This is a genomic window from Candidatus Zixiibacteriota bacterium, assembly GCA_035574315.1.
GTDB lineage: Bacteria > Desulfobacterota > Binatia > UBA9968 > UBA9968 > DATLYW01.
The window spans coordinates 116,217-128,571 of sequence record DATLYW010000047.1; the positions used below are offsets into that span (position 1 = coordinate 116,217).

At 64.2% G+C, this 12,355-nt stretch carries 12 protein-coding genes and 1 riboswitch; of the genes, 10 read left to right on the forward strand and 2 right to left on the reverse strand.

The window, feature by feature from the left end; all coding sequences use genetic code 11:
• Nucleotides 1-217 precede the first annotated feature (217 nt).
• The gene (locus tag VNN77_16265; GenBank protein ID HXG52954.1) at nt 218-658 is read left to right on the forward strand and encodes an Hsp20/alpha crystallin family protein; all 441 of its coding nucleotides are present in this window, start codon (nt 218-220) and stop codon (nt 656-658) included.
• A complete protein-coding gene (locus VNN77_16270; GenBank protein ID HXG52955.1) occupies nt 651-3,125 on the forward strand; it encodes an ATP-binding protein in 2,475 nt (824 codons plus the stop codon). The genes VNN77_16265 and VNN77_16270 overlap by 8 nt, the downstream gene beginning before the upstream one ends.
• A 49-nt stretch (nt 3,126-3,174) precedes the next feature.
• Here the strand turns inward: VNN77_16270 and VNN77_16275 are convergent, their stop codons facing one another.
• A complete protein-coding gene (locus VNN77_16275) occupies nt 3,175-3,423 on the reverse strand; it encodes a hypothetical protein (protein HXG52956.1) in 249 nt (82 codons plus the stop codon).
• 761 nt (nt 3,424-4,184) lie between these two features.
• On the opposite strand from VNN77_16275, the gene VNN77_16280 reads away from it, so the two are divergent.
• From VNN77_16280 to VNN77_16310, 7 genes are all read left to right on the forward strand, one after another.
• The gene (locus VNN77_16280; GenBank protein ID HXG52957.1) at nt 4,185-4,679 is read left to right on the forward strand and encodes an RNA polymerase sigma factor; all 495 of its coding nucleotides are present in this window, start codon (nt 4,185-4,187) and stop codon (nt 4,677-4,679) included.
• A 2-nt stretch (nt 4,680-4,681) separates the two neighbouring features.
• Nucleotides 4,682-5,308 (forward strand): methylated-DNA--[protein]-cysteine S-methyltransferase, encoded by a 627-nt coding sequence (locus VNN77_16285; GenBank protein ID HXG52958.1) that lies wholly within the window; start codon nt 4,682-4,684, stop codon nt 5,306-5,308.
• Nucleotides 5,309-6,238, forward strand: coding sequence for an EamA family transporter (locus tag VNN77_16290; GenBank protein ID HXG52959.1), 930 nt, complete (start codon nt 5,309-5,311; stop codon nt 6,236-6,238).
• Nucleotides 6,239-6,294: 56 nt separating this feature from the next.
• Nucleotides 6,295-7,317, forward strand: a complete 1,023-nt coding sequence (locus tag VNN77_16295; protein ID HXG52960.1) for a tripartite tricarboxylate transporter substrate-binding protein — start codon at nt 6,295-6,297, stop codon at nt 7,315-7,317.
• A 16-nt stretch (nt 7,318-7,333) separates the two neighbouring features.
• Nucleotides 7,334-7,711 carry an ABC transporter substrate-binding protein gene (locus VNN77_16300; protein HXG52961.1) on the forward strand — a complete coding sequence of 126 codons (378 nt, stop codon included), beginning with the start codon at nt 7,334-7,336 and terminating at the stop codon, nt 7,709-7,711.
• 7 nt (nt 7,712-7,718) lie between these two features.
• Entirely contained in the window at nt 7,719-8,801 is a 1,083-nt protein-coding gene (locus tag VNN77_16305; GenBank protein HXG52962.1) for an amidohydrolase family protein, read from the forward strand.
• Between the two features lie 150 nt (nt 8,802-8,951).
• On the forward strand, nt 8,952-9,542 hold the full coding sequence (locus VNN77_16310) for a hypothetical protein (protein HXG52963.1): 591 nt from the start codon (nt 8,952-8,954) through the stop codon (nt 9,540-9,542).
• 162 nt (nt 9,543-9,704) lie between these two features.
• On the opposite strand, the gene VNN77_16315 is transcribed toward VNN77_16310, so the two are convergent.
• Entirely contained in the window at nt 9,705-11,327 is a 1,623-nt protein-coding gene (locus tag VNN77_16315) for a fumarate hydratase (GenBank protein HXG52964.1), read from the reverse strand.
• Nucleotides 11,328-11,445: 118 nt separating this feature from the next.
• A riboswitch (Fluoride riboswitch) is annotated at nt 11,446-11,510 on the forward strand.
• A 159-nt stretch (nt 11,511-11,669) separates the two neighbouring features.
• Between VNN77_16315 and VNN77_16320 the strand changes: the two genes are divergently transcribed.
• Nucleotides 11,670-12,278, forward strand: a complete 609-nt coding sequence (locus VNN77_16320) for a cation:proton antiporter (protein HXG52965.1) — start codon at nt 11,670-11,672, stop codon at nt 12,276-12,278.
• Nucleotides 12,279-12,355: the final 77 nt, after the last annotated feature.

The window sequence follows — 12,355 nt, forward strand, 5'->3', positions numbered from 1 at the left end:
GGTTGCCAAGGGGCTTATTGGCAGGTGGAGAGTCCGCCGAAAGCAGGCCGAGAGCCGGGGGCAACCCGCTCTCGGGGAGAGGGGCCTGCGAGCCACCGGGATACGGTGTCTGCGTTACGAGCTGACCAACATAACTCCCTCCGGGGCCCGCGATGATCATGAGCTGTTGACAGGCGACGGGATATGACGTTGATTTTATGTCGGAGGGCTACCGTCCATGGCAGATGAAAGAAAATGGCTGTCCGTTCCGGCGGATTTCCAGCGGCTCTCGGACGCAGTCGACCGGCTGTTCGACGAGATCATTCACCGGCCATGGGGATTCAGCCGGCCGGTGCCGGTATGGAGCCCGTCGATCGATCTTTCGGAAACCCCGGACGCGTACGTTCTCGAGGTCGATCTGCCCGGAGTCAAGAAGGAAGACGTGAAGGTGGAGCTGGAGGGCAGGGATCTCATATTGCGCGGCGAGCGCTCTTCCGAGCGAACCCAGAGCGGCTACAAGTTCCATTTTCAGGAGCGCTACTCCGGCGCGTTCATGCGCCGGATGACGCTTCCGGATTCCGTCGACAAGGACGCGATCGAGGCCGAATTCAAGGAAGGCGTTCTGCGGGTGACGCTGCCCAAGGTGAAGAAAAGCGGTGGAGGACGCAACCATGGTTGAGGCGGGCCCGGACCCCGCGGATTCCGCCGGCCTTCGAAATGCGGAGCCGCCGCGCGAGCTCACCCCGGAGCAGTTGCGTTTCCGCGTGAAGCTCGACGAGTCGTTCTCGACGACCGAGGACGTCGTGTCGCTCGAGGATTTCGCCGGCCAGAACCGCGCGCTGGCGGCCCTCGAGCTCGGGCTCGGCCTCTCGGGGCGGGGATACAACGTCTTCGTCTCGGGGCTCACGGGCGTGGAGAACCTGCGGGCGCTTCAGGAATGGATCGCCGAGAGGTCGGCGCAGCGCGAGACGCCCGGCGACTGGGTGTACGTCCACAATTTCAAGCACGCCGACGCCCCCCGGGCGATCTACCTCCGCGCCGGCCAGGGATCGGCCCTCAAACGGAAAATGCACGAGCTCGTGCGGACGCTCAGGGAGGAGCTGCCCAAGGCCTTCCGGCAGGAGGCGTTCGACAAGGAAAAAGCGCAGCTCAGGGAGAAGTACAACCGCCGGGCGCAGGAGATCAATGCGGCGTTCGAGCGGCTCGCCCGCGAGAAAGGCTTCGTCGTCCAGGCGGGACCCGGCGGCCAGATCTTTTTCATCCCGATCATCGGCGGCAAGCCGATGGAGAGTCCGGAGGAATTCGCCCGGCTGAGCCCCGCCGAGCAGGAAGAGATCGGGCGCCGGCAGCAGGAGCTTGCCGCGGAAATGGAGCGCTTCGGGCGCCGGCAACAGGAGGTGATACGCGAGCTGGAAGCCGACATCCGGCTCGTGGAGCGGCGTTTCTGCGAGAACCTCCTGGAGCCGCTGTTGCGGGAGATCGAAGCGGCGATGGCCAACGAGGAGGTCGCGACGTATCTCAAGGAGGTCAAAAGCCACATCCTCGATCACCTGGACGATTTCAAGGAAGCCGAGCGGCCGGTGCCGTTCATGCCGTTCGCCGCGCCGCCGCGCGAGCGCGATCCGTTTCTCGAGTACGAGGTCAACGTAGTCGTGGACAACGCCGAAACCCGGGGAGCTCCGGTTCTCGTCGAGACCTCGCCCACGTATCTCAACCTGTTCGGGACCATCGAGCGCGTGGTCGACCGCTTCGGGCGCCTCGTCACCAATTTCACCCGCATCCGCTCCGGTTCGCTGCTCCGCGCCCACGGCGGCTACCTGATCTTCAGCCTCGACGACGCCATCACGGAACCGGCCGTCTGGAAAGTCCTCAAGCGCACCCTCAAGAGCGGGCGCATCGAGATCGAAACGTACGAGCCGTTCGCGCTGTTCTCGACTTCCGGCCTGAAACCGGAGCCGGTGAGCATCGATACCAAGGTCATCGCCGTCGGCAGCTCGTTCCTGTATTACCTCCTGTACACCTATGACGAAGAGTTCCGGGAGACCTTCAAGCTCCGGGCCGATTTCCGCGGCACCATGGAGCTCGAAGAAACCCACCTCCAAACCTACCCGCGCTGGGTGGCCAAGATCTGCCGCGAAGAGAAGCTGCCGCACTTCGACCGCGGCGCCGTGGAGAGGATGATCGAGTTCGGCGCGCGCCGGGCGGAAGACCGCGAGAAGATTTCGGCGGTTTACGCCGAGATCGCCGACGTCGTGCGCGAAGCCGCCTTTTGGGCACGGCAGGAAGGCGCGCGCCTCGTGGCCGCGCGCCACGTCCAGCGGGCGCTCGAAAACCGGGTCTTCCGCTCGAATCGCATCGAAGAAGAGATCCGGGAGCTGATCGCCAAAGGCACGATCCTGATCGACATCGATGGCAAGAAGGTCGGACAGGTCAACGGGTTGTCGGTTCTCGAGCTGGGCGGATACGCTTTCGGCCGCCCGTCGCGCGTGACGGCCAGCGTCGCCATGGGACAGAGCGGGCTGATCAACATCGAGCGCGAGTCCCGGCTGAGCGGCAGCATCCACGACAAGGGAGTGCTGATTCTCGCAGGGTACCTGCGCAACCGCTACGGCCAGGACAAGCCGCTCACCATTTCCGCGAGCATCTGCTTCGAGCAATCCTACGCGGGTGTCGAGGGGGACAGCGCTTCGTCGACCGAGCTTTACGCGCTCCTGTCGCGCCTCGCCAATATCCCGCTGCGCCAGGACATCGCCGTGACGGGCTCGGTCAATCAGTGGGGCCAGGTGCAGGCGATCGGCGGCGTGAACGAAAAAATCGAGGGTTTTTTCGACGTCTGCCGGGTCATGGGCCTCACCGGCAGGCAAGGAGTGATGATCCCCGAGGCCAACTGCCGCAACCTGCTCTTGCGCGCGGACGTCATCGAGGCCGTGGAGCAGGGCCGATTTCACATCTACCCGGTCCGCACCATCGACGAGGGGATCGAGCTGCTCAGCGGCGTACGCGCCGGCATGCCGGACGAGGAGGGCACCTTCAACGGCGAAGTCAATCGCCGGCTGCGGGAGCTGGCGAGCGGCCTGAAGGCGTTCGTCGGCGAAGCCCAGGCGAAAAGCCCGGATAGCGGCCTAGACAACCAGAAGCCGGGCTGACCGGCGTGCTTTTCGCCTTCCGATACGGCCGGCCGGAACCCGAAAAGTTTCACCCATGCGCTTGCTGGCCGGCCGCGTTCAGTCGATGGACGGGAATCTCCAGGTTGCGCAGCACGCGTATGTCGATCGGGCTGCACTCCTGAACTTCGATGCTTTGTTCCTCGAAATTCCCTTCGGTCGCACGGGTAAGAAGGTCGATGACTTCGGCGCGTTCCGGAAGCGAGCTCTTTTCCAGAAAAAGGCTCCGCTTCTTTTTGTCGCCGGCTGCCTTGTTGCGGTAAATCACTTCGAAGATCATCTCCCCTTACCTCTCAGGGAATTGCCCGATCTGGAGAATTGCAAGCGCCCTGCCAGGCCAACTGGCGGAAAACATTGAGTTTTGACCATCCAGAGTGACGTGCCGGGGCACTCGGAGCGGTTGAGTGCCGAAACACGTCATCGGCCGGCCCGGATACCCCGGCCAGGTTGCTGAAAAATCGAGCTTTCCAGATTGCACGCTCTTTGCTCTTCCGGGACAGCATGAAGAAGACCCTCAACTCTGCAATGGCTGACTACCTCGAGATACGAAGGCTCGAACGGCGAGCCAGGAAAGCTTTCGACGACACCTGTTCCCTCGCTCAACGACGATTGAGGCTGTACGAGCAGTACCTGTTCCTGAGAAGACGTCACCGGGTCCGGTTCGCGGGACAATTCCTTGTCATAGAAGGAGGGAAGCGAGGCTAGCCGCTGTTAGTCGCTTCGCTCCCGTTCAAAACGTTCAAGCCGTTCAATCGCTTCGCTCCGTTCAAGCCGTCCGCTTCGCGGCGGCAAGAACCAGGAACCCGAAACCGAATTTTTCCGCAATCCGCAATTTCCGTTCGCGCCGGTCTTCGTCCCCGGTCCACGCTTCGAACCTCGAACCTGTCTTTTCCCGGCAAAGGCGCAAGAGCCTAGCACGATTGCATTTTCTGCTCACCGCTTGCTGCTGACAGCGGACTGACCGGATAGCGCGAACCGGAAACTGCTTTTTTACGTGGTTCACAAACGGGCGGTTTTGTAGTTATACGTTATGTCGAACCCATGGCTGCCCCTTTCGAGCTCCTGATCGAGCGCTACCACGACGAGATTCTCGGCTATCTCTGGCGGCTGCTCGGCGTCGACGGCCGGGAAGATCGAGCGGCGGACGCCGAGGACCTGGCCCAGGAGGTGTTTCTGCGGGCCTACCGGGCCTATCCGAAGCTGCGTCCCTCCAGCAATCACCGGGCCTGGCTTTACAAGATCGCGACCAACTGCGCCTGCACGAGGCTCAGGCAGAGAAAAAAGCGACGTGACCGCTACGCGCCGTTCGAGGAAGCCGAAACGGCCGGCTGGACGGAAGACGAGAACGAGGGCCGGAAAAGCCTGCGGCGGCTGGTCGAACGGCTGCCGGTGAAGCAGAAAGCCTGTCTTACGCTGCGTTACCTCCAGGAACTCGATTACCGGCAAATTGCCCGAATACTCGGCTGCACGGAACAAAACGCACGCGCCAACGTCTCCCGGGCGATCCGCAGCCTGCGCTCGGCTTTGGAGAAATGAGCATGGAGAAGCGAAGCTACGACAGAGATCGTGCCGTCGGGGAAGCCCTGCGTTCGGTGCTGCGGACCCCGCCCCGCGAGGCTCTTTCCCGTTCGCGCGACCGCATCGAGCAATGGTTTTCGCGGGAAGCTCCGCCGATCCTGTGGGGCGAAATGCGCTCTCCGCTGGGGCCGCTTTTCGCTGCCGTGACCCCGCGCGGCCTCTGGGCACTCGAGTTCGGAAGGCCGAAGCCGTCGTTTCTGGCCCGACTCGGTTCGCGCGCCCGGGTAAAGAACGATCCGCGCGCGGTCGCGCCGATCCTGGCGCAACTGCGCGATTATTTCCGGGGCCGGCGCACGCGCTTCGACGTCGCCGTCGACCTGACGGAGCTGACGTCTTTTCAGAGGCGGGTTCTGGAGGTCACATGCCGGATCGCCCCGGGCGAGGTGCGGACCTACCAGGAGGTTGCGCGCGCGCTGGGAAAGCCGCGAGCGAGCAGACCCGTGGGCCAGGCGCTCGCGCGCAACCCGGTGCCGATCGTCATCCCCTGCCACCGGGTTCTCGGCAGCAACGGCTCGCTGTGCGGCTACAGCGGCGGTGCGGGCCTCGCCGCCAAACGCTGGCTTCTCCGACTGGAAGGTGCCTTGTAGGTGCCGCGCTCCGCCTCGCGCTCGACGCGGTACGGCGCCCCGCTGCCCGCTATCTGGGCAGCCCTGATTTCAGTCTACCTGATCTGGGGCTCGACCTACCTCGCGATCCGTTTCGCGGTCGAGACCGCGCCTCCTTTCTTGATGGCGGCTGCGCGCTTTCTTGTGTCCGGCGGAGCGCTGTACGCGTGGCGACGTCTGCGCGGCGATCCCGCGCCGCGAGCCCGCGAGTGGGTCAACGCCGGCATCATCGGCCTCTTTCTTCTCGTCGGCGGCAACGGAGGCGTTGTCTGGGCGGAACAATTCGTGGAGTCCGGCCTCGCGGCCCTCGTGGTCTCGACCGTGCCGCTGTGGCTCGTCCTGCTGGACGCCTTCCGGCCGCGGGGCAGGTGGCCGCGGGCGGTCGCCGCCGCAGGCGTCCTCTTGGGCTTCGGCGGTGTCGCATTGCTCGTCGGCGCGCCGGAGAGTCCGGCCTCGGACGCGAGCGCGGCGGGATCGACCGTTCTCGTGCTCGCGTCGCTGCTCTGGGCGGCCGGCTCGCTCTATGGCAGGAACGCCGAGCTGCCCGCCTCGCCCCTGCTCGGAACCGCGATGGAAATGCTGACGGGGGGCGTGGCCCTGGCCCTGCTGTCGATGGCGCTCGGCGAATGGAACAGCTTCGACGCCGCGTCCGTGTCCGCGCGCTCCGCATGGGCCCTGCTCTACCTCACGGTCGTCGGATCGAGCGCTTTCGTCGCTTACGTGTGGCTGTTGCGCGTTGCGCCCACGCCGCTGGTCGCCACCTACGCCTACGTGAACCCGCTGGTCGCGGTTCTGCTCGGCCACTTTCTCGCCGCCGAGCCCCTGGGCGCGCGCACGCTGCTGGCCGGGGCGCTGATCATCGGATCGGTGATTCTGGTGAGCCTCCCGGCGGCGACCCGGCGAGGCCCCTGATCGCAATTGACAAGAAGGGCGCACTTCCAGTATGGAGCGGTTCGGAGGTGAAGCCCATGAAGCGCAGACTCACGGCGGTGGTGGCGGTGTTTCTGAGCCTTTCGCTCTCCACCCCCCTTTTCGGCGACGACTTCTACAAGGGCAAGACGATTCGCGCCATCGTCGGCGGCACGGCCGGCGGCGGCTTCGACGTCTATACCCGGGCGGTGACGCGTTACATGGGAAAACACATTCCCGGCAACCCCACCTTCGTCGTGGAAAACATGACCGGAGCCGCAACCCGCATCGCGGCCAAATACATTCACGGTGCGGCGAAGCCCGACGGCCTGACCTTCGGGATCTTCAACGGCTACCTGATCCTCAGCCAGGTGTTGAACCCGAAGGCATTCGACTTCGACGTGCGCAAGTTCGAGTGGATCGGCGTCCCGGTCCAGGACAACGTGGCGTGCGCGCTGCGCCGGGAGAGCGGTATCACCCGGGTGGATCAGTGGCTGGCCGCCAGGGCGCCGATCAAGATGGGCGGGCTCGGACCGGGCAACAGCACCAGCGACGTCGTGCGGACGATCAAGGCGACGCTGAATCTGCCCGTTCAGCTCGTCGAGGGTTACAAAGGCACCGCCGACATACGGCTGGCCGCGGACGGCGGCGAGCTTCAGGGCGCCTGCTGGGCCTATGAGTCGATCAAGGTCACGTGGACGAAAGCGCTCCAGGCCGGCGACGTCAATGTCGTCCTCCAGGTGACGGAGAAGAAGATTCCCGAGCTTTCCAGCGTGCCGAGCGCGCTGGAGCTCGCGAAGACAGACGAAGCGAGGGAGATCATCCGGCACGGCGCGATCGCTCCGAGCGCGATCACGCGCGTTTACGTCACCACTCCCGGCACGCCCAGGGACCGGGTGCAGATTTTGCGCAAGGCGTTCGCCGACACGCTCAAGGATCCCGATTTTCTCGCCGAGGCGAAAAAGGCGCGGCTCGAGGTCAATCCCCTCGGCGGCGAAGAGGTCGGCAGGATCGTCGCCGACCTGTTCAGCCTGAGCCCCGCCATGGTCTCCAGGCTCGCCGCCATTCTGGCGGCGAAATAAGCACGCCGGGGGAACGATGCCCGGCCGGTTTCTCGCAGCTTTGGTCGTCGCGATGTTCGCGGCTTCGGCGCCGCCGCTGCCGTTGCGCGCGGCGCAGGCAGCGGATCCCGGGCCGGAGAAGAGCCGCCTCCGGGTCGCGATCGCCGCTTACGGGCCGCTCTATCTGCCGCTGCTCGTGGCCCAGGAGGCCGGCTATTTCTCCAGGCGCGGCGTCAAGGTCGACCTTTCGCAGCCCAGCGCCACCGCCTCGGCTCAGGCGCTGACCTCGGGCACGATCGACGTGTATCAGGGGGGCGCCGCGATCATTCACGCGAACGTCGGCGGCGACAACGCCCTGATTCAAGAGGTCAACGGCACCTGCGGCGCGACGCTCTTTCCGGGCGAGGTGAGGTGAAGCCGCGATGCGCGTCATCGACGCCGACGGCCATGTCCTGGAGCGGAACATTCCCTGGACGGATCTGCTCGACGAGCCCTACCGCTCGCGCGCGCCGAAGGCGGTCGAGGACAACCGCGGCGTCGCCTTCACCATGATCGAAGGCAAGCTCGTGCCGAAGCCGACGGGCAAGGGGTGCGGCTTCGTCGGCGCGCCGCGCAGCCGCCTTCCCGCTCCGACCCGCGGAATGGTCGACCCCGTTGCACGGCTGCGCGACATGGACCTCGAGGGAATCGACGCGGCGGTCCTTTTCGGGACGTCGCCGTTTCTCAGCCTCCCCTTCGTCGAGGACAAGGACCTCGCCTGTGCCGTGGCGCGCGTCTACAACGACTGGCTGGCGGGCTACTGCAAAGCCGACCCGAGACGGCTGAAGGGCGTGGCGCTCACGGCGATACAGGACCCGACGGAGGCGGTCAGGGAGCTGCGCCGCGCGGTGACGGAGCTGGGCTTCGTCGCTGCCGCCGTGCCGCCGACCTCCGCATCGAGGAAAAACCTCGACGATCCGGACCTCCATCCCTTTTTCGCCGAAGCCGAGCGTCTCGGCGTCCCGGTCTGCATTCACGTCGGCGCGGGAGACGGCGTGCCGGCCGGAACCGAGCGCTTCGATCACCCGTTCTTCACGCACGCCATGGCTCATCCCTTCGAGCAGATGATCGCGGTCCTCTGCGTGGTCGTCGGCGGAGTCCTCGAGCGGTTTCCGCGGCTCAGGGTCGCTTTCATGGAAGCGGGGGCCGGCTGGGTGCCGTACTGGATGGAGCGACTCGACGAGCATTTCGAATACCTGCGCCCGACGGTTCCGTGGCTCACGAGGCCGCCGAGCGAGTACATGCGAAGCGAGCAGATGTTTTACGCCTTCGAAATCGAGGAGAAGACGCTGCCGTACGTCGCCGATTTCGTCGGTGCCGAAAGGCTCGTCTTCGCCAGCGACTACAATCACAGCGACTCGAAGTTCCCCGGCGCGGTCAAAGAGGTGATGGAGCGCACGGATCTTCCGGCGGAGACCAAGGCAAAGCTGATGGGAGAAAATGCCGCCCGCCTCTACCGCATCTGAGGCGATCGCTCGCAAAGCCCGGGCTTCCTGTCCCGTCGCCGCATCGTTTCGCTAACATCGCCTCCGCCGAAACGTCGAAAAAGCCGACGACTCGGGGCCGGCGATCCGGGCATTCATGCCCGGGTGCCGGGGAAAAAGGGGGAAACGGCAGTGAAACGCGCCGTATCGTTACTTGGCTCGCTGATGCTCGGTCTTCTGGCTCTCGGGGGCTGCCACGAGCTGGGCCATGTCGGTGGCCCCGGCAGCTACGGCGGTTCGCAGGACGAAATCGCGGGCGAGATCGCGCACATCGATTCGCGCGCGAGAGAGATCGAGATTCTTGCCGACGACGGACGACCGCGCAGGGTACGCTATGACGGCCAGACTCGCGTGGTCTACCGCCAGCGTGAATATGCCGTGTCCAATCTCGAGCCCGGCGACTACGTCGCGGTGCGGACCGCGACGGACCGTCAGGGCCGGCTGTATGCCGACTCCATCATGGTTCGCGAAAGCGTCCAGGAACGCGGCGGCGGCCGGGCGGGACGATTCGACCGTCTCGAGGGGACGGTCGAATACGTCGATCAGCGCCGCGGATCATTCGAGCTGCGGGACCGCAGAGACCGACTGGTCTTCGTGTCGCTGCCGTTCAACGCTCCCCGCGCGGCCCGGGAGAGATTCAACCGCCTGCGCCCGGGAGACTTCGTGCGGCTGGAAGGCCGCTTCGTCGATCAAAACCGCTTCGAGCTGGAATCGTTCGTGTAGCATCGAGACTGGTCCCGGGCTTCAGGGTCGATCGGCGGTCAGCAGTGGACGACGAGCAGTACCGCCTCCGGCGTGCAGCGTCCCGGGACTTGCGCGCTCCGCGGCCACGGCTTGAACGGCAGCGCAGCGAGCAGCCGTCGCGAAGCGACTCGCGCGTGGCGCCTACCCGAGGATCTGCCTGAAGAAGTCGTTTCCCTTGTCGTCGATAAGAATGAAGGCGGGGAAGTCCTCGACCTCGATCTTCCAGATCGCCTCCATCCCCAGCTCGGGATATTCCAGCAGCTCGACCTTCTTGATGTTCTCCTTGGCCAGAAGCGCCGCCGGCCCTCCGATCGACCCGAGGTAAAAACCGCCGTGCTTCTTGCACGCTTCGGCCACCTGCGGACTCCGGTTTCCCTTGGCGATCATGATCATCGATCCCCCGTGCGACTGGAACAGATCGACGTAGGAATCCATCCGTCCCGCGGTGGTCGGACCGAAGGAGCCCGAAGGCATTCCCGGCGGCGTCTTGGCCGGCCCCGCGTAATAGACCGGGTGGTCCTTGAAGTACTGCGGCAGTCCTTCGCCGCGGTCGAGGCGCTCCTTGAGCTTCGCGTGGGCGATGTCGCGAGCCACGATCATCGTACCGGTCAGCGACAGCTGCGTCGTCACCGGATACTTGCTGAGCTGCGCCAGGATCTCCTTCATCGGGCGATTCAGGTCCACCTTGACCGCGTTGGTAGCGACCTTGCCGCGGTATTTCTCCGGAATCAGCCTTCCCGGATCCCGTTCCAGCGCCTCGAGCCAGATGCCGTTGCGATCGATCCTCGCCTTGATGTTGCGGTCGGCCGAGCATGAAACCCCCATCCCTACCGGACACGAAGCGCCGTGGCGCGGAAGGCGGATCACCCGGACATCCAGCGCAAAATACTTGCCTCCGAACTGCGCGCCGTAGCCCGACTTGTAGGCCGCTTCGAGCAGCCGCGCTTCCAGCTCCGGGTCGCGAAAGGCCCGGCCGTGCGGGTTGCCGCTGGTCGGCAGATGATCGAGATAGCCGGTCGTGGCGAGCTTCACGGTCTTCAGGCAGGCCTCGGCCGAAGTCCCGCCGATCACGAACGCCAGATGGTACGGCGGGCAACCGGCAGTCCCGAGCGTCTTCATCTTTTCCGTCAGGAATTTTTCCAGGCTCCCCGGATTGAGCAGAGCCTTGGTCTCCTGGTAGAGCGAGGTTTTGTTCGCCGAGCCGCCTCCCTTGGCGACGAAGAGAAACGAGTACTCCATTCCCGGCGCCGCCATGAGATCGATCTGCGCCGGAAGGTTCGTTCCGGTGTCGACCTCCGTGTACATGTCCAGGGGAGCGGTCTGCGAATAGCGCAGGTTCTCCTCCGTGTAGGTCTTGTAGACTCCTTTGGCCAGGTATTCCTCGTCTCTCACGCCGGTCCAGACCTGCTGTCCCTTCTTGGCGAAAATGGTCGCCGTTCCGGTGTCCTGGCAGAACGGCAGGATGCCTTTGGACGCGGTCTCCGCATTGCGCAGCATCGTGAGGGCGACGTAACGGTCGTTGTCCGAGGCCTCGGGATCGTCGAGGATCGCGGCAACCTTTTCGAGATGGGCGGTCCGCAGCAGGAAGGAAACGTCGCGGAACGCCTCGTTCGCGAGCAGCGTCAGCGCCTCCGGCGCCACCTTGAGGATCTCGACTCCCTCGAACGTACCGATCGAGAGATAGTCCCGGGTCAGCAGCCGATATTCGGTGGGGTCCTTCTCCAGCGGAAACGGGTCCTGATAAACGAACTCGGGTGTAGCCATTGTCACCTCGCTTGCATGATTGATCCTAGTAAAATTCGTCGCCTTTGTCGATCCTTCTCCTCTGCCCGGGGGCACGGGCTGAGTTGTAATCGCCGGAAAACCATGCCATCTATCCATAAATTACGGAGGCGATGGGGTTCGCCCTATAACCGCCGAGATCAGGCTGATGACCCCTACTCAGGCATCCCTTGGGTAGGGGTCTTTTCTTTAACGGCTCGCGTGGTTTCACGGCTCGTTGAGCCTCGGCAACGGCGTTCCCCCTGCAGAAACGCCCCGTGACGCCTGTCCGAACGGAGGAGTAGAATTATCGTGGAGCATATATGGTGGGACGCATCAACCTGGGTGGCCCTGGCTCTGGCATCCAGCCTCATCTCCATTAGAATCGGGATCTCGGTCGCTTTGGTCGAGCTCGTCGTCGGTATTCTGGCAGGAAACACCTTTCATCCGCGCACTTCCGAGTGGGTTAATTTTCTCGCCAGCTTCGGGGCGATCGTTCTCACCTTTCTCGCCGGGGCGGAACTCGAAAGCCGAACGTTGAAGAAATTCTGGAAAGAGAGCCTGGTCCTGGGAATCATGGGTTTTTCTGCTCCGTTCGCCGTGTCCTGGGCCGCCGCGCAGTTCCTGCTGGGCTGGGATCTGAGAGCAGCGCAAATCGCCGGGCTCGCGATGTCCACCACGTCGGTTGCCGTGGTCTACGCGGTGATGGTGGAAACCGGGCTGAACGAAACTCCGATCGGCAAGCTGATCCTGGCCGCCTGTTTCGTCGACGATCTTGGAACGGTCATCGCTCTCGGATTGCTGTTCACCAGCTTCGGAGTGTGGTTCTGGATTTTTGTTTCCGTGACCGCGCTGGGGCTGATCGTCCTGCCGAAATTCACGCCCGGATACCTAGAACCTATCTCAAAATTAGAAACTCGTGTATCATCGGCGCATGTTGAGACTCAGCGATGAACATTGGGCGAGGATCCGGGAGCATTTTCCCGAGGAAAATATTCCCGATGGCCGTCCCGGACGTAAACCGATTCCTA

What these genes read in the sequence shown, in the direction of transcription:
- VNN77_16275 (HXG52956.1), bottom strand. Translation starts at nt 3,423, where the DNA reads ATGATCTTCGAAGTGATTTACCGCAACAAGGCAGCCGGCGACAAAAAG.
- VNN77_16280 (HXG52957.1), top strand. Translation starts at nt 4,185, where the DNA reads ATGGCTGCCCCTTTCGAGCTCCTGATCGAGCGCTACCACGACGAGATT.
- VNN77_16315 (HXG52964.1), bottom strand. Translation starts at nt 11,327, where the DNA reads ATGGCTACACCCGAGTTCGTTTATCAGGACCCGTTTCCGCTGGAGAAG.
- VNN77_16300 (HXG52961.1), top strand. Translation starts at nt 7,334, where the DNA reads ATGCCCGGCCGGTTTCTCGCAGCTTTGGTCGTCGCGATGTTCGCGGCT.
- VNN77_16265 (HXG52954.1), top strand. Translation starts at nt 218, where the DNA reads ATGGCAGATGAAAGAAAATGGCTGTCCGTTCCGGCGGATTTCCAGCGG.
- VNN77_16270 (HXG52955.1), top strand. Translation starts at nt 651, where the DNA reads ATGGTTGAGGCGGGCCCGGACCCCGCGGATTCCGCCGGCCTTCGAAAT.
- VNN77_16295 (HXG52960.1), top strand. Translation starts at nt 6,295, where the DNA reads ATGAAGCGCAGACTCACGGCGGTGGTGGCGGTGTTTCTGAGCCTTTCG.
- VNN77_16285 (HXG52958.1), top strand. Translation starts at nt 4,682, where the DNA reads ATGGAGAAGCGAAGCTACGACAGAGATCGTGCCGTCGGGGAAGCCCTG.
- VNN77_16305 (HXG52962.1), top strand. Translation starts at nt 7,719, where the DNA reads ATGCGCGTCATCGACGCCGACGGCCATGTCCTGGAGCGGAACATTCCC.